The 19,893-nt window shown below is 67.8% G+C and carries 12 protein-coding genes and 4 pseudogenes; 14 read left to right on the top strand and 2 right to left on the bottom strand.

Annotated elements, in window-relative coordinates; all coding sequences use genetic code 11:
* Positions 1–38 precede the first annotated feature (38 nt).
* The gene (locus tag BFF76_RS08850) at positions 39–2,828 is read left to right on the top strand and encodes a helix-turn-helix transcriptional regulator (RefSeq protein ID WP_065847888.1); all 2,790 of its coding nucleotides are present in this window, start codon (positions 39–41) and stop codon (positions 2,826–2,828) included.
* A 331-nt stretch (positions 2,829–3,159) separates the two neighbouring features.
* On the opposite strand, the gene BFF76_RS08845 is transcribed toward BFF76_RS08850, so the two are convergent.
* A complete protein-coding gene (locus tag BFF76_RS08845; RefSeq protein WP_031101264.1) occupies positions 3,160–3,633 on the bottom strand; it encodes a hypothetical protein in 474 nt (157 codons plus the stop codon).
* A gap of 41 nt (positions 3,634–3,674) precedes the next feature.
* Between BFF76_RS08845 and BFF76_RS34550 the strand changes: the two are divergent.
* Positions 3,675–4,805 (top strand): annotated as a pseudogene (locus tag BFF76_RS34550) (IS630 family transposase).
* A gap of 274 nt (positions 4,806–5,079) precedes the next feature.
* Positions 5,080–6,206: pseudogene (locus BFF76_RS08830) on the top strand (IS630 family transposase).
* Positions 6,207–6,405: 199 nt separating this feature from the next.
* Here BFF76_RS08830 and BFF76_RS08825 read toward each other — a convergent pair.
* A pseudogene (locus BFF76_RS08825) lies at positions 6,406–7,626 on the bottom strand (transposase).
* Between the two features lie 175 nt (positions 7,627–7,801).
* Between BFF76_RS08825 and BFF76_RS08820 the strand changes: the two are divergent.
* The 11 genes and pseudogenes from BFF76_RS08820 to BFF76_RS08775 all read left to right on the top strand — a co-directional run bounded on the left by BFF76_RS08820 (position 7,802) and on the right by BFF76_RS08775 (position 19,563).
* Entirely contained in the window at positions 7,802–8,287 is a 486-nt protein-coding gene (locus BFF76_RS08820; protein ID WP_031101222.1) for a WapI family immunity protein, read from the top strand.
* A gap of 73 nt (positions 8,288–8,360) precedes the next feature.
* Positions 8,361–8,714: a hypothetical protein gene (locus BFF76_RS32900; RefSeq protein ID WP_244167240.1), complete on the top strand. Its 354-nt coding sequence runs from the start codon at positions 8,361–8,363 to the stop codon at positions 8,712–8,714.
* A 905-nt stretch (positions 8,715–9,619) separates the two neighbouring features.
* Complete coding sequence (locus tag BFF76_RS08810; RefSeq protein WP_031101229.1) at positions 9,620–9,970, top strand: ArsR/SmtB family transcription factor; 351 nt, start codon at positions 9,620–9,622, stop codon at positions 9,968–9,970.
* Positions 9,970–10,218 carry a hypothetical protein gene (locus BFF76_RS08805; RefSeq protein ID WP_031101232.1) on the top strand — a complete coding sequence of 83 codons (249 nt, stop codon included), beginning with the start codon at positions 9,970–9,972 and terminating at the stop codon, positions 10,216–10,218. The genes BFF76_RS08810 and BFF76_RS08805 overlap by 1 nt, the downstream gene beginning before the upstream one ends.
* A 222-nt stretch (positions 10,219–10,440) precedes the next feature.
* Positions 10,441–12,657, top strand: coding sequence for an MMPL family transporter (locus tag BFF76_RS08800; protein ID WP_065847886.1), 2,217 nt, complete (start codon positions 10,441–10,443; stop codon positions 12,655–12,657).
* 130 nt (positions 12,658–12,787) lie between these two features.
* Positions 12,788–13,232: pseudogene (locus tag BFF76_RS31150) on the top strand (ISKra4 family transposase); the annotation flags it as partial.
* 335 nt (positions 13,233–13,567) lie between these two features.
* Positions 13,568–14,035, top strand: a complete 468-nt coding sequence (locus tag BFF76_RS08795; protein WP_065847884.1) for a hypothetical protein — start codon at positions 13,568–13,570, stop codon at positions 14,033–14,035.
* Between the two features lie 178 nt (positions 14,036–14,213).
* Positions 14,214–15,440 (top strand): esterase/lipase family protein, encoded by a 1,227-nt coding sequence (locus BFF76_RS08790; protein ID WP_065847882.1) that lies wholly within the window; start codon positions 14,214–14,216, stop codon positions 15,438–15,440.
* Positions 15,441–15,712: 272 nt separating this feature from the next.
* Positions 15,713–16,789 (top strand): replication-relaxation family protein, encoded by a 1,077-nt coding sequence (locus BFF76_RS08785; RefSeq protein ID WP_079122346.1) that lies wholly within the window; start codon positions 15,713–15,715, stop codon positions 16,787–16,789.
* Positions 16,790–16,942: 153 nt separating this feature from the next.
* Positions 16,943–17,407, top strand: coding sequence for a hypothetical protein (locus BFF76_RS32150; RefSeq protein WP_065847880.1), 465 nt, complete (start codon positions 16,943–16,945; stop codon positions 17,405–17,407).
* A gap of 641 nt (positions 17,408–18,048) precedes the next feature.
* A complete protein-coding gene (locus BFF76_RS08775; protein ID WP_065847879.1) occupies positions 18,049–19,563 on the top strand; it encodes an FMN-binding glutamate synthase family protein in 1,515 nt (504 codons plus the stop codon).
* The last annotated feature ends 330 nt before the right edge of the window (positions 19,564–19,893 follow it).

The following is a 19,893-nucleotide window of genomic DNA, read 5'->3' as shown; positions in this document are numbered from 1 at the left end:
GGCGCCCCCGATCGAAAGCCGCAATTCCGGGAGACTCCGTGGACGAGCACGCTGGCGGCCGCGGTGCGGTCATGGGACCGGAGCTGGATCCGGGGGAGCTGATCGTCGGCCGGGACGCGGAATTGGCACGCCTCTTTCGTGCGGTGGACTCGGTGTCGGCCGATCCGGTGCTGATGCTGGTCGGTGACGTGGGCACGGGGAAGAGCGGGCTGCTGGAGCACGCGGTGCGCCGGGCTGAAGCCGGCGGTGCTCGCATACTGCGTGCCGAGGGGAGCGAGTCGGAGTCGAGCCTGGCCTTCTCCGCACTGCATCAGTTGCTGCGGCCGGTGCCGGCCGAGGTGGACGGACTGCCAGGGAGGCAGCGCGCTGCGATGCATGACGCCTTCGGCGAGGGGTCGGCCACGTCGGGACCCGATCTCATGCTGGTCGGGGTAGCCGTCCTGAGCCTGTTGTCAGGCCTGGGCGACCACCATCCCGTGCTCGTGGTGCTGGACGATGTGCAGTGGTTCGATCGTGCTTCCCTGGATGCGCTGTCCTTCGCTGCCAGACGGTTGGAAGGCGAACCGGTCACGATGCTGATCGGGGCCCGTGACGGCGATCACCTTCCGGGACTCGACCGTCATGTGCCGATGCTCACCCTGGGACCGCTCGACAACGCTGCGGCCAATCAGCTGCTGGACCTGCAGCCGAAGAGCCCCACTGGCCACACCAGGTCGCGGATCCTCGACCAAGCAGGCGGCAACCCGCTGGCGCTGGTGGAACTGACGAGGACGGCATCGGCACACGACACGGCTGCGGGGCTGCCGTCCGCAGGTCCGCTTCCGCTCACCGATCACCTGGAGCGGATCTTCGCCGCCCGCCTGAACAGCCTCCCCGCCTCCACCACGCGGGCCCTGCTGCTCCTGGCCGCCATGGACAGCGCCGACTCCGCGATCGCCGCCTCGGCGGGACTGCCGCGCGCCGAGGACGCGGCCTGGCTGCTGGCCGGGCAGGCCGGGCTGGTCCGGCGGACCGGCCGGGACGTCCGGTTCCGCCACCCACTGGTCCGGTCCGCCGTCTATCACGCCGCGTCCTTGGCTGCCCAGCGCGAGGCACACCTCGCGCTCGCCGAACTGCTGCGGGACGAACCGGACCGGCGTGCCTGGCACCTGGCCGCCGCCAGCCCGCACCCGGACGCGGCCGTGTCGGCGGAACTGGAGCGGACCGCCGGCAGGGCCCGCCGACGCGGCGGCCATGCAGCGGCGGCCCAGGCCCTGCAGCGCGCCGCGGAACTCGCACCGCGGCGCGAGGACAGCGCCCAGCTGCTGGTCGAAGCCGCCGCGGCGGCCGTGTTCACTGGAGACATCGCCTGGGTCGAGGAACTGGTCGCCGCGGCACACGCGCGCACGGATGACGCAACCCTGCTGGCCTCCGCCGCTGTGCAAGCCGGACGGCTGGCGGTTTTGACCGGACGCCACGCTATGGTCTTCTCCCGACTGGCCGACGCTGCCGAGGAGTTGACGGTCTCCCAGCCCGCCGCCGCGCTGGACCTCGTGGCCGGCGTCGCCGTGGTCCGCTTCTACTCCGGAGAGGACACCCAGCGCCACCGCATCCAGGACATCCTGCGGCGCCTTCCCGAGAACGCCTCACACGCAGGCTTGCGCACCTGGGTGAGAGCCGTCTCGGACCCCTTCGACGACCGGGCCCAACTCGTCTCTCTGCTGCCGCAGTTGGCCGCCGAAGCGGCAGCCCGGCCGGAGCGGCTCACCACCGTCGGGATCATGGCGTGGCTCCTGGACGAGACCCCACAGGCCGTCCGCGCCTTCGACGAGGCCTTCGACCGCTGGGAGCTGCAGGGAGCGCTGCCCGAGGGTCTGGGCGGCGCAGTCGCCTGGGCCTACGTGGAGCGAGGAAGGTGGGAACATGCCCGTGAGGCCTGCACCCGCACCACCGCGGTCGGCCGGGCGGCCGGCCTCGACCACGCCGTGGCCTGTGCGGCTACCGTGGACGCCACCGTGCTGGCCTTCCAGGGCGATGCGTCCTCGGCCCGAACCCGGGCCGAGGACGCGCTCGCTCTCATCGATCCGCTGGAAAGCCGCTCAGTCTCCGTCTATGCCCGTCGTGCGCTCGGTGCCGCGGCAGCCGCGGAAGGCGCCTACGAGACCGCGTACGACCAACTCCGCATGGTCTTCACGGCCGACGGCGCGCCCGTGCACTACCACGCCGCCTACCCGGCCCTCGCGGATCTGGCCGCCGCCGCTGTGCGCTGCGGCCGCCATGAGGAGGCTGTCGCGATCGTCGAGCGCTCGGCATCTGCGCTGGCGGACAACGCTTCACCTCGTCTGCGTGCGCTGATCAGCCGAGCCCGTGGCCTGCTGGCGGACCCCGCGGACGCCGAACCGCACTTCCGGGCGGCTCTGGCGGATCCGGTTCTGGAGTACTGGCCCTTCGAACGCGCACAGACCCTGCTCGACCTCGCCGAGTGGCTGCGGCGCCGTCGGCGCATCGCAGAGGCGCGGGGGCCGCTCACCGAGGCCCTGGACATCTTCCGTCGCCTGGGCGCGCACCCGTGGATCGAGCGAGCCCGGGCCGAATCGCGCGCCGCCGGACTCGACGCCACGGATGCGGCCCCCGACGCGCTCGCCGAACTCTCCCCGCAACAGCAGCAGATCATCCGGCTTGCCGCCCGCGGGCTGACCAACCGTGAGATCGGCGAGAAGCTCTTCCTCTCCCCGCGCACGGTCAGCTCGCACCTCTACCGTAGCTTCCCCAAACTGGGCATCACCGCCCGTTCCCAGCTGCGCGACCTCATTGAGGGCACCCTCGCGACGGCGGCCCACCAGAAATAGGGGCACGCCCGGCCATGGAAGCAGTCACCTGACGTATACCGCACGCCATCCCGCCGGACCAGACTGGCCACAAGGGCGTGGCAGCAGTAACCCGCCAGGTGGCCCCTTCGCCCTGGTATCCCGATGCCCCCGCTTGTCCCCAAGGCCTTGCGAAAACGCAGGCCCGAGGCCAGTGGGCCGGGCTGAACACGCCCTACGTGTATTGATCACGAGCTTTGTTGACACGGGGGTCTTGATCAAAGGCGAAGACCTCCGGTGTGGTGGAGCTGTCTAGTGCCGTATCAGGCAACGTTCGCCCCTCCATGACGTCATGGGTAGGGCCTCCCGCCGGTCAGGTGAGGTGCTCCTGCGCCCAGCGGGCAATGCCGCCGAGCTTGACTGCTGCTACGTCGCTGTCGCCGGTCCGGACGGGCTGATCGGCCTCGTAGTCGTAGCCTTCGAGGCCGCTCTCCTCCTCGATCATCCGCGCGATTTGATACGCCTCCGCCATGATCGGTAGTGCTTGCTGCCCCGGGTAGCGATAGGGGATCTCGATGTTGGCCGAGTCTCCCGCGTAGTCCAGCTGCAGATGACCGGCCGGCCCGTCACGCCACAGGGTCAGGCTGTAGGGGTACTCCTCGGTGGTGACCGGACCCACCTCCCGCGACATCCGCTGTATCAGCCTGTCCCAGGCGGCACGCTGGTCACGGGTCAGGCTCATGGGCTTGAGGTCAGCATCCGGGTCGTAGGCGGAGTTGATCTCTTCCAGGGTCTCGTCGAAGGTACGGCCCGGGAAAACCCGCAGGAACATGATGTCGTAGGTCACCGTCCGCAGCCTACGGGCCCACGCCCGCTATGTTCGAGGTCGTGGCGGGACAGGTGCGGGTGCGGCAGATCGATGACGACGAGGGCCGCAAACTGCTGCGGATCATCCGCCGCGGCACCGGTTCGGTGGTGACCTGGCGGCGGGCCCAGATGGTCCTGCTGTCCGCCCAAGGCATGCCGGTAGCGAAGATCGCCGAAGTCACCTTCACCAGCGCGGACCGGGTCCGGGACGTGATCCACAATTTCAACGCCAACGGCTTCAACTCTCTGTATCCGAAGTACTCCGGTGGCCGGCCGAAGACGTTCACACTGCCGGAGCGCCGTGAGATCAAGAAGATCGCGAAGTCCAAGCCGACCGAGCACGACCTGCCGTTCTCGACCTGGAGCCTGGCCAGCTGGCGGGCTTCCTGGTCGCCGAGGGGGTGGTCGACGACATCAGCCACGAGGGCCTGCGCATCCTGCTCCGCGAGGAGGGCGCTCCTTTCAACGCCTGAAGACCTGGAAGACCTCCCGCGATCCGGACTACGCGGCCAAGAAAGCGCGGGTCGAGCACCTGTACGCGATCGCCGACGGCGAGGTCATACCTCAGGGAGACGAACCCGAAGTCATCTTCTGCATGGACGAGTTCGGTCCGCTCAACCTGATGCCCCACCCGGGCCGGCAGTGAGCCCAGCGCGGCGGCAAGCACAAGGATCCCGATCGCGAACCGCGCCGGCGGCGGCGAGGGACCTACAACCGTTACGGCGGGGTACGGCACCTGTTCGCCGCTCTGGATCTTTCCAAGGACAAGCTCTACGGCCACATCAAACCGGTCAAGCGGCGCACCCAGTTCCTGGAGTTCTGCCGCTACCTGCGCAGCCTCTACCCGGCCGACGTCAGGATCGCGATCGTGGCCGACAACTTCTCCCCGCACCTGACCACGAAGAGGTGCCAACGGTCGGCATCTGGGCTGCCGCGAACAACGTCGAGATCGCCTACACACCGACCAACAGCTCCTGGCTCAACCGCATCGAGGCCCAGTTCACCGCCCTGCGCTACTTCGCCCTCGACGGCACCGACCACGCCAACCACAAGGAACAGGGCAGCATGATCCGCCGCTACATCATCTGGCGAAACCGCCACGCCGACGACCAGCACCTACAAGCCGTCGTCGACAGGGCGAACGTTGCCTGACGCGGCACTAGTGTGATGCGCCAGAAATCCTGAGGGTTAGTAAGTACCCTGTTGTCATGTCGCATTCGGGGCCTTGTGCTGTGGCGATCACGTTGTCCGAGGCCGAGCGTGCCGAGTTGTTGCGCCGGACAGAGGTGCCGCACCGGCGCTCGGCTGAGAAGGCCCGCATCATCCTGGCGTGCGCTGAGGGCATGTCAAACGCTGGTGTCGCACGGCTCGTGGGTGTTCAGGCCAGACGGTCGGCAAGTGGCGTCGGGCTTTCGCGGCGGAGCGGATGGCCGGGTTTGAGGACGCCGGGTGGATTGGCCGGCCGAAGGCCGACCTGATCCTCGACGGGACTGAGCGCAGGCAGCTGCAGCAGTGGGCGCGGCGGGCCAAGACCGCTCAGTTCCTCGCGTTGCGTGCCAGGATCGTGCTGCGCTGCGCGGAGGGCGGGACGAATCAGCAGGCTGCGGCCGACCTTGGCATCGACAGGTCGACCGTGGACCGCTGGCGGGCCCGGTTCATCGCGAAGCGCCTCGATGGTCTGCATGACGAGCCGCGCTCGGGCCGGCCGCCCTCGATCCTCCTCGACCAGGTCGAGGAGGTTTCGTCGTGGCCACCCTGGAGTCGGTCCCGGGCCAGGACACGCACTGGTCGCGGGCCTCGATGGCCCAGCACTCCGGCCTGTCGAAGTCGACGATCGGGCGAATCTGGAAACGGTTCGACCTCAAGCCCCACCTGCAGGACTCCTTCAAGCTGTCCACCGATCCGCAGTTCGTCGCCAAGGTCGTCGACGTTGTCGGCCTGTACCACCACCCGCCCGAGAAGGCGGTCGTGCTCTGCGTGGACGAGAAGAGCCAGATCCAGGCGCTGGACCGGTCCCAGCCGGTGCTGCCGATGATGCCGGGTATGCCCGAACGGCGTACCCACGACTATGTGCGGCACGGCATCACCAGCCTGTTCGCCGCCTTCAACATCGCCGACGGCACCGTCATATCAGCACTGCACCGCCGCCACCGGGCGATCGAGTTCAAGAAGTTCCTGATCCGGATCGACAAGGCGGTGCCCGCCGGACTCGACGTGCACCTCGTCTGCGACAACTACGCCACCCACAACACCGCCGACATCAGGACGTGGCTCGGCAAACACCCCCGCTTCCACGTCCATTTCACCCCCACCGGCTCCTCTTGGATGAACCAGGTGGAGCGGTGGTTCGGCCTGCTCACCGACAAGCTCATCCGCCGCGGCGTCCACACCTCCGTGAAGGCACTGGAGGACGACATCACTGCGTGGATCGACACCTGGAACGAGAACCCGCGGCCCTTCACCTGGACCAAGACCGCCGACGAGATCCTCAATTCCCTCGCCGACTACCTCACCAAAGTCGGAACCACCGACCAGAAAACAGAGCAGAACTAACCCTCAGGATTTCTGGCGCATCACACTAGCCTCGATCGTTCATGAGTCCTCGTCGGTGCGCTGACGGGGACTCTGTGCTTGCGAGGTGCGGAACTTCGTGGGCCGGGGCAGGTTGACGGCCCGGCTGTCGCGTCGGGTGGGCGCCGGGTTCCACGGTTCCAGGATGTCGCTGGTTCGTCGGGGCGGTCGGAGTCGCTGGTCAGCCGGGGTTCTGTAGGGCTGCGAGCCGTTGGTTCGCGCGGGTGATCACATCCGTCCAGGGCCATCGGGCGGTGAAGCGGAGCTAGCGGCGGCGGCCCGTGGTGACCAGCTGGGCGGCGGCAGAGAACAGCCGTAGTCGAAGCCGTTTGGGCTCCCAGCGGCGGGTCTCTGCGGTCAGGGCGAGCATCGGCATCCAGGCGAGTAGGTCGAGTGCGAGGGAGATGATCTCCAGCCAGATCTGGTTCTGAGCGGTGTCGTGCAAGGGGAGGTTGCGCAGGCCGGTGTCTCGGGCGTTTCGGATGCGGTCCTCGCAGCGGGCCCGGCGGCGGTGACGTAGTTCGAGGTCGGCGAGTTGGCCGCCCTTGGTGTTGGTCGCGAAGCAGGTGAGCCGTAGTCCGACGAGGTCGGTGAAGCGCAAAGCGCAACTGGGCCCCGGGGTGCGGGCGTTCTTTGCGATCGATCAGCCGCATCTCTTTCGGCCAGGTGGTCAGGTCGGGCATGTCGGTGATCTCCGCGACCCAGGCGCCGGGCCGCTCGGTGCCACCGGAGTCATAGGCCGGTGTCCATGCCTTGTTCGGGATTTTCAGCACGGCCTGGTGGATGGGCGTCGGTGATGGTCATTCCGACGGAGTACGACAGCCACCGGCCCGGTTTGGAGAGCCAGTCGAGGAAGGCGTGGGTGCCGCCGGCGGAGTCGGTGCGGATCAGTGTCTGACGGCCCCGTCGCAGGTGTTTGGGGAGTTGGGCCAGGGCGAGTTGCGCTGGACGAGCACGCCGTCGATGTCCACGATCACCGAGCCGTCGGCGGCGGGGCCGTTCGCCCCGGCCAGTTCCCAGACCCGCGAGCGTACTTTCGCCCGAGCCGACCGAATCGCGGTGAGCGCCTTTGGTCCGGCAGCGGCAAGGGCGTCAATGAGCCGTGAAACCGTCGGGTCGGAGGCCACCGGCCCGAACACGGCCGGCTCGGCCCGCAGCAGGGCGACATCGGCGAGGCAGTCCCCGCCCAGAGCGACTCCGAGTGCGACATCCAGCAGGATCTTGCCCGGCTCATGCACTGCCCGCGGCTTGCGCCACGGCGCCAACGCCGTCGATATCGCGGTGTCCAGACCCAACTTTCGGACCGTCTCGACCAACAGCACCGCACCGGCCTGCGAGACCGTCCCGCTGCCACTGCCCTCGACGCGGACGCGCGGGTACGAGACCCGATACGCTTACTCACCTGGAGAGTGCTTCTTTCCTGCGGCTGACTGGACCCTAGACAAGTCCCATCGTTGCAGGTCAGGAGCATTCTCCGCTTATCTGATCAAGCGTCGGACAACCCACCTCGTGCAAGCCCGAGGCTAGGCTGGGAAGCGCAGCCCGTCCTGCTGGCCAGCGCATGCCATCCTGGCCCAGTGCTCTTGAACGATCTCTCCAGCAGTGTCGACCTCCGCCCAGTGCGTTATCAGTTCGCCACCGTCCGGGGCGACTCGTACGACGACAACTGGCTGGTCATTGACGGCACGGTGATGACTCCTGAGGGAAGCTGGTCCTTCGCCGACCCATGTCTGCTCACCGCTGAGGCCCGCCAGGTGTCCGCGTGGCTGCGCGCGGTGGCCGCAGGGACGGTGGACGTCACCGAACCTGATACCGAAGGTGAGCTGTCGCCGGACACGTGGTTCATCGAGCCGGTCGTGGCTTTCAGCCTCGCCAATCGAATCGCAGGTGAGACCGCGGTGATTCGCGTTCATCTGTCCCTGGAGGCGGCACCTCCGTGGCAACAGGGTGAGGACAGGGCTGACATCTACCAGTACGTCGTGGAGGTCAGGTTGGACGCCGCAGCGCTGGTTCACGCGGCTGACCAGTGGGACCTCTCTCTGGCTTCACTCCCGTCCCGCTGATCCAGCCACCTGGCACTCCCCGGACAACCGATTCCTAACTGCTGGGGTCGGGCGCCCCTCTACGATCCGGTGCATGCTGGATCCCGAGTTGCTGGAACGGATCACCGCGTGGCGCGCGGAGCTGGACGAACTCGAAGAACAGCTGGCCAACCAGCTGGCGGAAGTGCGGGCCGAGCGGGACGAACTCGCCGTCGCCGAGCGCGTCCTTGAACGGATGACCGGGCAGCTCGCCGAGGAACGTTCCTCAGCCCGGCCAATGCCGGGACAGGTGGGCGGACGGACGGTGATGCTGATCCCGCACCGCGAGCCCGGCGTGGAGGAGGACGCGCTCCCGTGGGACTACCAGCGCATCATCGCCGCCGTGCGGCAGGCCGCCGGGCCGGTCATGGCCCGCGAGGTCAGGTGGTGGGGGTGGACACCAGCGTGAAGGCCAAACTCGAACCGCTACGCAGCAAGCTTGTCAGACTCGTCGATCGCGGCTGGTTGCGGAAACTGCCTGACGGCCGGTTCACCACCCGCCTGTGACCTGCAGTACCGCCACTCGAAGCGGCTCGAAGCGGGCGTAACCGGCGCGCCCCCGGAGGCCGTTGGCGTTGTGTGACAAATACCGAAGAGCGCGTTGAGGACGCCTGCCCACTTACCTACCAGTGCCGTCTGCCGCTGTCCATGCGCACCGTCAACCACCTCGCCGATCTACTACGGCGCCATCTGAAGGCGATCCGGTCCCGCTGGCGGATCAATGACGGTGCCGAGTTGGAGAACGGCTACGGCGGGCGCCGTGATGTCGAGACGGTCGGCGATCAGGTGGCGGCAGGCGCCTTCAAACGCTCCGATGGCGATTGGCCAGCCGGCGGCGAGGGGCGTCGTGGTGGAGTCGGTCGAGGCGACCGGGGGGCAGCGGTGACGGGATGCGGTCGGCGGCAGGCAGCCGTTCGGCTGCCGTGGCCATCTCGGTGGCCACGCGTTCGGTGTGTCGAGCGAGGATAGCGGCGGTGAGTATGTCCGCGGTCTAGGCATCGGCCGAGGCGGCCCGGGCGAAGGCGTCTGCGACGACCTGCTCAGGAGTGTGGACCAGCGAGGCCGTGCACCCCTGACAGGAACTTGCTCGTCACCTCATACAACAGCGAGACAACCACCCCGGCATCGTTCAGAGGCCCCGAGCACCATCAGATCCTCTACGAGATGCTACAACGCGTCTCCTGAGCGGCACATGCCGACTGGGACGACGTGCTCGTACGGCCCATCGTGAACAGGCAGACAGCCCTCCTGTCCGGCAGGCGACAACAATAGTCAGCACCTGCTAACTTATCTTTGCATGTGCTCGGTGCTGCTATGAAAATGCCTCTGCCAAGCGGAGACGAACTGGTGTTGACGCTGGCGACGCTGGCCAACCCGCACCGTCTGCGGGTGGTGGCGGTGCTGGCCGGCGGACGTAAGTACGTGAGCCAGTTGGCTCGGGAGATGGGGATCAGCCGCGCGCTCCTCCAGGTTCACCTGAAGAAGCTGGAGGCCGCGGGACTCGTGTCTGCGCAGATGGAGATCTCACCCGATGGGAAAGCGATGAAGTTCTACGAGGTGACGCCGTTCGCGGTCCACCTGACGCCGGAATCGATCGCGGCCGTGGTGCCGGAGATGACCGGTACCGACACCGCACGTGGACGAGACGAGAAGGGGACTGTCTGATGAACGAGACCGACTGGCAGGAAGTGTTCGGCGTCATCGGTGCCTTCACCTTGGTCACCGTGGTGATCACTGTGATCATCTGGCAGTTCGGCGCCAACTGGCGCGCCAAGGCGGTGCTGGCTCGCGAGGAGGAGTACCGCAAGCTCGCCGAGCAGTCCCTTGAGGCTCAGCAACAGACCGAACGCCAACTGGCCGACATCGCAATCCGGATGGAGTCGTTGGAGCGCATTCTCAAGGAAGTCGAATAGCGCACAACCGCAGAGCTGGGTCGCCGAGCTGCAACTCGGCGACCCAGTGTTCGGAAGGCATGTCCCTCGCCGTTGGGCGAGGTTTTTCTGGATACGCTCCTCCACGCTTAAGGAGAGCAGCCGATGCTGCGCAAAGGCAAGTTACATCGCAGGACCCCGGAAGGCGAAGGGGAGGAGCGCGTGAAACGGGTCCCCCTGCCGGTTGGACCTCCCCGTGGGGTCGTGGAGTCCGTCGCCGGATGGTCGGTCCGGCACAAGGCCCTTGCCATCACGGGCTGGTTGGTACTGGGGGTCGTCGCGATCATGTCCAGCGCGCTGATCAGCGGACCCGAAGCCCGCTCCCTCGACCCCGGTGACGCGGGCAAGGCGCAGCAGATCGTGCGCACTGAGGACAACGGTGACTCTGTCCGCGAGAGCGTGCTGTTCCAGTCACGCGAGGACGAGGGACCCAAGTTCACCGAGAGCCCCGAGCTGCAGGGTGCGGCCGAGGAGTTGGTCGAAAAACTGCGCGGCACCGGCGATGCGGTTCGCGACATCGGATCGCCCGCGGGAACCGACGGCGAGCGATGGGTGTCCGAGGACGGCCGGTCCGGTCTGGTGACCTTCGAACTCGGCGGACCGATCGAGAAGCAGAAGGAGAACTACAACGAGGCTGTCGCCGCCCTGAAGGAGGTGCAGGACAGCAACGCGGACCTACGGATCGTGCAGGCCGGTGACCGCAGCCTGAACGCGGTCGTCGACGACGCGATCAAGGACGACTTCGCGAAGGCCGAGTTCACCTCGCTGCCCCTGACCCTGGTGATCCTGCTCGTCGTCTTCGGCTCGCTGATCGCCGCCGGTATCCCCCTGCTGCTCGCCGCGACCGCGGTCATCGGCACCTTCGGCCTGCTGCAGACCGTCGGACAGTTCGTGCCGGTCAACAGTGCCGCCTCCTCCATCGTCCTGCTCATCGGCATGGCCGTCGGCATCGACTACGCGCTGTTCTATCTGCGAAGGGAGCGGGAGGAACGGATCGCGGGACGCGGCACCCAGGACGCCCTCGCGATGACGGCCCGTACGTCCGGTCACGCCGTGGTGGTTTCCGGCCTCACCGTGATGGTCTGTGTGTGCGGTCTCCTCTTCTCCGGTCTCGACGTCTTCAAGGGGCTGACGGCCGGCACCGTGATCGTCGTGGGTCTCACGGTGCTCGGCTCCATCACCGTGCTGCCGGCGGTGCTCGCCGCCCTGGGGCACCGCGTCGACAAGGCGCGCATCTCCTGGTTCGGCAAGCGCAGGACCGTCGCACGCGAGTCGCGGACCTGGTCCGCGGTGGCCCGTACCGTGGTGCGCCGCCCCGCTCTGACCGGTGGAATCGCCGCTCTCGTCCTGTTGGTCATGGCCCTGCCCATGCTCGGCATGAAGCTTCAGGACCCGGCTACGACCGACAGCCTGCCGCGTAGTGTCGCCCCGGTGGACGCCGCGGTCCGGATGAATGACGCCTTCCCGGGTGCCTCGAGCCCCGCCCGTGTCGCGATCGCCACCGACGACGGTTCGAGTGCCGACACCCCCCCTCTGCGGACGGCGATCGATGCCCTGCACGAGCAGGCGGCCACCCCCGGCAGCGGGATCGCCGAGCCGATCACCTCGGTCGAGGTCGGTGACGTGGTGGTCGTGCGCGTCCCGCTCATCGGGAAGGGCACCGACGACGCGTCGAACGAGTCCCTGGAAAAGCTGAGGGGCACCGTGCTGCCCGCGACCCTCGGCACCGTGGAGGGCATCGAGTACGCGGTCGGCGGCAAGACGGCGATGCCGTACGACTTCGCCAACCAGCTCAACAGCCGGTCCGTCGCGGTCTTCGTCTTCATCCTCGCACTGGCCTTCGTCCTGCTGGGCGTCGCTTTCCGCTCCTGGAGCATCCCGCTGGTGTCGATCCTGCTCAACCTGCTCTCGATCGGCGCCGCCTACGGCGTGCTCACCTGGGTCTTCCAGAGCGGGCACCTCGGCTCGCTGCTGGGCTTCACGGCTTACGGTGGCGTGGTCGCCTGGCTGCCGCTGTTCATGTTCGTCATCCTCTTCGGGCTGAGCATGGACTACCACATCTTCATCCTCAGCCGGATCAAGGAGCGGTGGGCCGATGGGGCCAGCTCCAACGACTCCATCGTCGGCGGCATCAGCAGCAGCGCGGGCGTGGTCACCAGTGCCGCCGTGATCATGACGGCTGTCTTCACCGTGTTCGTCAGCCTCACCGCCATCGAGTACAAGATGATGGGCGTCGGCATGGCGGTCGCCATTCTCATCGACGCCACCGTCGTCCGAGGAGTTCTCCTGCCAGCCGCCATGGCGCTGCTCGGCGATCGAGCCTGGTCCTCCCGGCTCGGCAAGCAGCGCGGAGCCGCCTCGCGGTCCATCGGCGAACAGACCCCGGAACCAGTACGTCCCGTCAGCGGTTCCCCTGTGTAAGAGGCGGGACGTACTGTCTGGCCTCACCCCTCACCGGGGGCGAACCAACGGCTCCGGCCTGGGAGATCGGCGGTTGCCGATCTCCCAGGCCGGAGCGTTAGGACGCGGTGCGCAAGGTGCAGGACAGCCGGTGGTGCACGCGCCGGAAGGACAGGTTCGAGCCTGGCGGGAGAAGACGCACTCCCGCTGCTTAACCTGCGTGTCCGAGCCGGTGCGGGTGAACCGGATCGCCTGTTGCGGCCGGGGCGTGTCCCACGTGCACCCGGCGGATGCGGACCTGTCGCTGCCCGTCGGCCGGCACTCCCGCAGGCTTGCCCGCCTTGCGGTCCTGGAAGCGGCGAGAGGCTCGTTTGACCAGGCCGCCGCCGCGATCGAGCGACGATGCGGGAAGGTGGTGGGCAAGCGCCGCCTTGAAGAGCTGATGGACGCCGACGCCCGTCGATATCGCCGCCTCCTACAGGGCGAGGATTCCCACTCCGTGCACCCGCGAGATGCCCCTGGTCATCCAGATCGACGGCAAGGGCGTGGTGATGCGCCCCGAAGTCCTGCGCGAAGCGATCCGCCGGGCCGCGGCCAGCCAGGTTCGATGGCACAGGACAGATGAACGGTTCCAGCACTCACACACCGTGACTAGCCGGGATGCAGGTCCGCAAGGTAATACCCCCAAGATCCGCAATCTACGATCCCCGCCACCCCTGCGGCCTGCTCCGACCCAACCAAGGTCCGCAAACTATGGATCCCGGTCACACTTGTCCTGGTTCGGACGGCGGCGCCTTTCTCCTTGACGTGGCCTGCCAGGTGCGGCATTCCGACCACTTCGGCGGGGGAGAGATCTCCGTCCTCCGCACGCTGAGCGACGGCCGGGGAAAAGCTGCTGCCGGACCCTGTACGGCGCTGGGAGACTCCGGAGATGACCACGCAGCGCCTCCCGTTCCCGGTGCCCGACGAACGCGCCCAGTACTTCGTCGGCCAGTACGCCGACATGCACGACCTCGTTGAGGACCTGGTCGTGCCCGACGGCGTTCCCGAGGCCGCAGCGACCGTGCTGCGCACCGCCCGCGAGCTGCTGTGCCAGTCGTACTACTGCTACGAGGTCTCCACCGTGGCGGTCATGCACTCCCTGATCGCGGTGGAGATCGTGCTGCGCGACCGCATCCCGGACGCGGGCAAGAAGCCGCTGCAGAGGCTCATCAAGCAGGGCGCCGACGCGGGCATCCTGACGGCCCGGCAGGCGGAGTACCTCGATGACGGTCGGCAGATCCGCAACCGTCTGGTGCACGGCCACACCGTGCACGCGGTGATGCCGCCGGCCATGGCGGTGCCGATGGTGACGACGTCGTTCGCGATCGTCTCCGAGCTCTGCGCGGCTGTTCTCTGACACTGAACCTGGATCGTTTGCCAGTGAAGTTGGACGTGAGGCTGAGCTGAGCCATGCGTCACCTCGTACGGGTGACGTTCTCGGTCCGGGGTCGGAATGCTGGTGATCAATTGGTCAGGATGGACGCGGTGCCGCAGGCCGGCCCGTCTAAGCTCCATTCCAGGTCAGGGGAGTACGCATGTCCGAACCCACCGAGCGCGAAGTCACCGACGCGTTCCAGGCCGCCGCGCCGATCGTGCTGGCCGCCACTCCGCCCAAGGAGCAGGCCGCACCCGCGCCCAAGCCCGACGACAAGTGGCCGCTCCCGGGCGGTACGGCCTGGGTGTACTACGGCGAGGGCAACAAGGGCCTCACCCGGCCGGTCCTTATGGCCGACGGCTTCAATAGCGGCCCCAGCTCGCTGGACGAGCTCTGGGCCGGCCTGGAGAAATCCGCATACCCGCTGATCGGCGAACTGCGCCAACGCGGACGCGACGTCGTCCTGATCGGCTACGACGAGCGCAGCGCGTCCATCCTCGACAACGCCCAGGCTGCCACGGCGGCGATCATGCGGGCCGCCGCCGAACAGATGGGCAGCACCCCCCTGATGGTGGGCGGTTTCAGCATGGGTGGCCTGGTGACACGCTACGCACTCGCCAAGATGGAGATGCAGCGGATCAACCACCAGGTCGGCGTGTACTTCTCCTACGACAGCCCTCACAACGGCGCCCACATCCCCCTCTCCCTCCAGGCCTTCGCGCACTACATCCGCAAGCTGGACCCCCGCTTCTCCGACCAGATGAACAGCCCCGCCGCGCAGCAGCTGCTGTGGCAGCACATCGAGACCTGGTCGGACAAGCCCGGCGTCAGCCCACTGCGCACCCAGTTCCTCGACGAACTGGAAAACGTCGGCAGCTGGCCGCGGATCCCGCGAACCCTCGCCGTCGCCAACGGCACCGGCAACGGCAGCGGCAACGGCATCAAGCCCGGCACGACCGCGGTCAAGGGCAAGGGCCTCGGCATCACCGGCACTGACCTGCGCACAACCCCGACCGGCAGTGACACGCTCTCAGCGGCGCTCCGCGTCATCACGCTGAAGAAGAACGACACCACCGCCGAACGCCTCCCCGACATCGACGGCGCCCCTGGCGGCACCCTGGAGAGCTTCCAGATCCTCGCCGACACGCTCAACAAGATCATCGGTCTCGGCGTCGACAACCCGATCAAGGACCACTGCTTCGTCCCCGCCATGAGCGCCCTCGGCGTCCGCGGCCTCGACACCCACGAAGACCTGTACACCAACATCAACTCCCTTGACCCGGAAGAATTCCCGGTCGACGACTACCGCTGCGCGTCACAGAACGAACGCCACACCAAGGTCACCGAAGAACTGGGATCCTGGCTCCTCGAGCGCCTGCCCGACTAACCCACCCGTGCGCGGGCGGCCCGACCGTACTCACCCCCAGGGTCGCCCGCGAACCCCTCGACCAGAGCCACCGCAGGCAGCCGTAGGAGTTGTCCAACTTTGCTGGCAATCAGTCCATGTTGAGTGTCAGAGGACAGCGGCACACGCCGGATGATCACGGCTCGGTAACGGTGCTCAGGCGGATGTCACACCGTTGGATTTCGCCACACCTCTAGCAAGTGACGGGGGATTTCCATCCCGACCCCCGCGCCACCTGCGTGAGGAGCCTCGCCATGACGTACACCAGCAGCGCCCGGCAGTTCGATCCGGAGCCGCGCCCGACCTGGACAAGGGGTGCTGAGCGGCCTGTGGGCGGCCCGGAATCCAGTGGCGCGTCCAGTGCCGCGAACGATTCCAACGTCGTGCCCATCACCGCAGCTCAGCCCGCCCATAAGTCAGCCTCCCGACAGGCCGACACCCCTCTAACTTCACCTGCGACACCGGCGAAGGCGAAGAGGTCCACTCCCACAGCCGGGAAGGTACGAGCCGATGCGCTGCGGTTGCTGGGGTGTGTGCGGATAGCGACGGTTCGGCAGATGGCTTCAGTGATCACGAAGGAGAAGTCGGACGGACGGTCGTATGTGCGCAGGGCGATGGTGGAACTGGAGGAGGTCGGACTGGCGGAGACGAACGGCAAGGACGGCAAGCACCAGATCTGGAACCTGACGGTGGCGGGACAGAAGGCTCTGGCTGATGGCAATGAGCTGCCGCCGCGTCCGAAGGCCGGCACCGGAGCGAAGGCCGTCCGGGCTGGGTTCGGCCCGCATAGTCTCGCGGTGACGGAGATGATCCTCGCCTACACCGACACGGTCCTGTCCAAAGACCGCGAGTGCCTGACCGCCTGGCAGGTGGAGGTGAACCACGCCATCAAGCAGACCGGCCTCAGCTTCAACACCGACGCCGTCCTCGCCGTGCCGACCGAGACCAGCGAGGTGCGCCTCTTCGAGCTCGACAACGGCACCATGTCCCAGGCCCGCCTCGCCAAGGAAGTCTGGGACTACGAGCGCTACTTCGGGCACCGCGTCTGGGAAGGCGCCCGCGGCACGATCGGTACGACGTACCCGTTCTGGCAGCGCCACCGCTACACCCGATCCGAGAGCTTCCCGCTGCTGTATGTCGTCCTGGCGGGGAAAGAGGAGCACCTGCTCGACAACCGCCGCCAGGCGCTCACCGCCGACGTGAAGGGCATCACCGTCGACGTGTGGGTGAACACTCTGCCCCGGCTGAAGCGCGGCGAGCCCTGGTACGAGATCGGCGTGGACGACCCGGACCGGCGCCGCCGGCGCTACCCCGAGCCCGCCGGCCGCTGACACCGCGCGCGACGCCGGACACGTCCCCGTTGCGGAGGGCCTGTCCGGCGTTCGGCCCGGTGGGCGGAACGGGTACCGAAGTCCCCGTGCCACGCCGCGGGACAAACGGGCCACGCGGCGGCCACAGCCCAGGGGAGGCCGTACACAGGTCTCATGAGACGCAGCGGAGAAGAGACCGCGCCCCAGGACCTGCCGGGCGACCTGTGGCACGCCCTGGCCGAACTTCAGCACACCCATCCTGACCCGGTGGGCCGCGTCGGGCCGCTCGCCCGTCCGGCCGGGCTGCTGTCCTTCACCGAGGCCGCCGACACCCTCCTCGCGGCCCGGGTGCAGATGACCGGCGCGGAGACGATGCACCAAGTGAACGAGACGCTCCGCGCGATGACCGGCAACCTCCCCCACGCCCACTTCACCGGCCCCGGCGTCGCCCTGGAACTCACGCTCAGCAGACGGCAGGAACTCCCGATTCACGCGGCGCACACCACCGGCCTCACCCGGCTCTTCCAGGACGCCGCCAACACCGTCAGCGCCCGCAACCGCGAGGTCGGCTGGTGCTTTCACTGCGACGGGACCGGGCTTGCCCGCCCGCTGTGGGAGCCGGCGGCCGGGCACGCCTGAGCCACACCGTCGACCGAAGCCCTCGCCCGTTCGGGGGAAACGGCGGCTTGTGGCTTCGGTCGGTGCGGCTGCGCCGGTTCAGCCCCGTCCGCGCGTGGTGAGGCCGGATGGGGGAGCCGGGCTCTCGGGAGGCGCGAGTTGAGGTGCTCGGGTCCAGCCGTGTGTGTGCATGGTCTCGGTCTCCCAGTCCTCGAACAACTGGAGGAGCGCTTTCGTCGAAACTACCATCGAGGTTGCCGATGCGGCAGAAGTCGCCGTCGGGGCACCAGGTATCGCCAGGTGAACGACATGCAAGTCCTCTTTCGGGGCGGAATGTGACACGGATGGCCACGTTTCGCCCGAGTCTGGATCAGCGTCAAGGGGGCTGCAGGCATCGCTGCGCCAGGGGCGCGTGTCGGCCTAGATCGGCGGATGCCTGCCGAACGTCGGCGCGCAGCGGTGTGGCTTCCGCGAGATGGTCATGCCGCACAAGGCCAACGACCGACGGCCGAGTGGGCGGCTGCCGAATCACTGCGAGCCGCCCTGGTGCCCCTAGCTTGCCGCGGTGGGACGAGAGCCTTCGCCGCCCTCCCGTGGCATTTCGGTGGCGTGGGGTAGCCGGTCGTGGTGAGGTCGGCCAGTCGAGGAGAGGAACGTCTTTCATGCGTGCTCGGAACATAGGTGCGTCAGCCGCCACGGCGTTGGCGCTGGTGGCCGCCCGCGACCTCGTGCAGAAGAAGCACGCACTGCTGAGGAACTTCCCCGTGGTGGGGCACGCCAGGTACTTGCTGGAGAAGATCGGCCCCGAGCTGCGGCAGTACGTCGTGACGTCCAACGACGAGGAACGGCCCTTCAGCCGTGACCAGCGCAGCTGGATCTACGCGTCGGCGAAGGAGGAGAACAACTACTTCGGGTTCGGCACCGACAACGACGTCGAGCACGTGCAGGGTCACGCGTACGTGAAGCAGCGCACGTTCGCCGGTCGGCTGCCCGATCTGCGCGACGCGCAGGCGCCGTTGCCCTCGGCCAAGGTGCTCGGCGGACCACGAGGCCGCGCGAAGGCGTTCCGTCCGGCGAGTGTGGTCAACATCTCGGCGATGAGCTTCGGCTCGCTGTCCGGCGCGGCCGTCACGGCGCTCAACAAGGGCGCGGCGCTGGCCGGGACGATGCACAACACCGGCGAGGGCGGCCTGTCGCCTTACCACCTCAACGGTGGGGAACTCGTCCTCCAGATCGGTACGTCGTACTTCGGCTGCCGCAACGAGGACGGGACGTTCAACCTCGACAAGCTCAAGTCCGTGGTCGCGAGCGGGCCCGTCAAGGCGATCGAGATCAAGCTCTCGCAGGGTGCGAAGCCGGGGCTCGGCGGCATGCTGCCGGGTGCGAAGGTGACCGACGAGATCGCCGGGATCCGCGACATCCCCGCGGGCAAGGACTGCGCGTCGCCGTCGCGGCACACCGCGTTCCACGACGTGGACTCGATGCTCGACTTCGTGGAACTGCTCGCCACGGAGACCGGATTGCCCGTCGGGATCAAGAGCGCCGTCGGGGAAATGGGCTTCTGGGAGGAACTCGCCACCCTGATTGAGCGAGGCGATCGAGGGGTCGACTTCGTGACCATCGACGGAGGCGAGGGCGGCACCGGGGCTGCTCCCCTGATCTTCGCCGACTCGGTGTCCCTGCCGTTCCGCATGGGCTTCTCCCGCGTCTACAGCGTGTTCGCCGAGCGCGGGCTGACCGACGACATCACCTTCATCGGCTCCGGCAAGCTCGGCCTGCCCGAGAACGCCGTCGTCGCGTTCGCCCTCGGCGTCGACATGGTCAACGTGGGCCGTGAGGCGATGCTGTCCATCGGCTGTATCCAGGCGCAGAAGTGCCACACCGACGCATGCCCCACCGGCATCGCCACGCAGGACCCGTGGCTGACGCGCGGCATCGACGCACCCTCGAAGGCCATCCGGGCCGCGATGTACCTGCGCACCCTGCGCAGGGAGTTGCTGAGGGTCTCGGGCGCCGTCGGCGTCGCCCACCCCTCGCTCATCACCCCCACCGACATCGACATCCTCAACGGCGACTACGACGCCCGCACCCTGGCGAGCGTCTACGGCTACAAGGACGGCTGGGGCTCGCTCGGCCCCAAGCTCGCCGATGAGATCGCCGAGCTGCTCACTGCCTGAGCACGTCCTTGCCCCCTCGTCGGGTATTCGGAGATACGACTGCGGCCTGATCAGCACGCGACGTCACGAGTTTGTGCAGTCCTGTCCGGGGCGGCTCGGTGTCGGGAGCCACTCGTCCTGAGCGGTGGGGCGTGACCGCCTTAGGGATCTTTGTCAGCATCAAGCGCCGGCCACGGGGCTGGGGTGGTCTCTGCGCTTCGGGCGCGGCGCCTTGCGGCATGCTTTCCCCGCGGGTGCGTCCCGCAAGGCGCCTCTTCCCCTGTCGGCGACGCCTGAATTGTGGACCAGTTCCGACGGGTGAAAGATGACCCCCGGTCCGTCAGTTGATGT

Source organism: Streptomyces mutomycini (genome assembly GCF_001700505.1).
Lineage (GTDB): Bacteria > Actinomycetota > Actinomycetes > Streptomycetales > Streptomycetaceae > Streptomyces > Streptomyces mutomycini.
Note: the sequence above shows the minus strand (reverse complement) of the source record. Positions and strands in the feature narration are given on the sequence as shown.

Coding starts and splice junctions, on each gene's coding strand:
- BFF76_RS32900 (WP_244167240.1), top strand. CDS start 8,361: ATGCTGGATCCCGAGTTGCTGGAACGGATCACCGCGTGGCGCGCGGAG.
- BFF76_RS08810 (WP_031101229.1), top strand. CDS start 9,620: ATGAAAATGCCTCTGCCAAGCGGAGACGAACTGGTGTTGACGCTGGCG.
- BFF76_RS08805 (WP_031101232.1), top strand. CDS start 9,970: ATGAACGAGACCGACTGGCAGGAAGTGTTCGGCGTCATCGGTGCCTTC.
- BFF76_RS08795 (WP_065847884.1), top strand. CDS start 13,568: ATGACCACGCAGCGCCTCCCGTTCCCGGTGCCCGACGAACGCGCCCAG.
- BFF76_RS08790 (WP_065847882.1), top strand. CDS start 14,214: ATGTCCGAACCCACCGAGCGCGAAGTCACCGACGCGTTCCAGGCCGCC.
- BFF76_RS08785 (WP_079122346.1), top strand. CDS start 15,713: ATGACGTACACCAGCAGCGCCCGGCAGTTCGATCCGGAGCCGCGCCCG.
- BFF76_RS32150 (WP_065847880.1), top strand. CDS start 16,943: ATGAGACGCAGCGGAGAAGAGACCGCGCCCCAGGACCTGCCGGGCGAC.
- BFF76_RS08775 (WP_065847879.1), top strand. CDS start 18,049: ATGCGTGCTCGGAACATAGGTGCGTCAGCCGCCACGGCGTTGGCGCTG.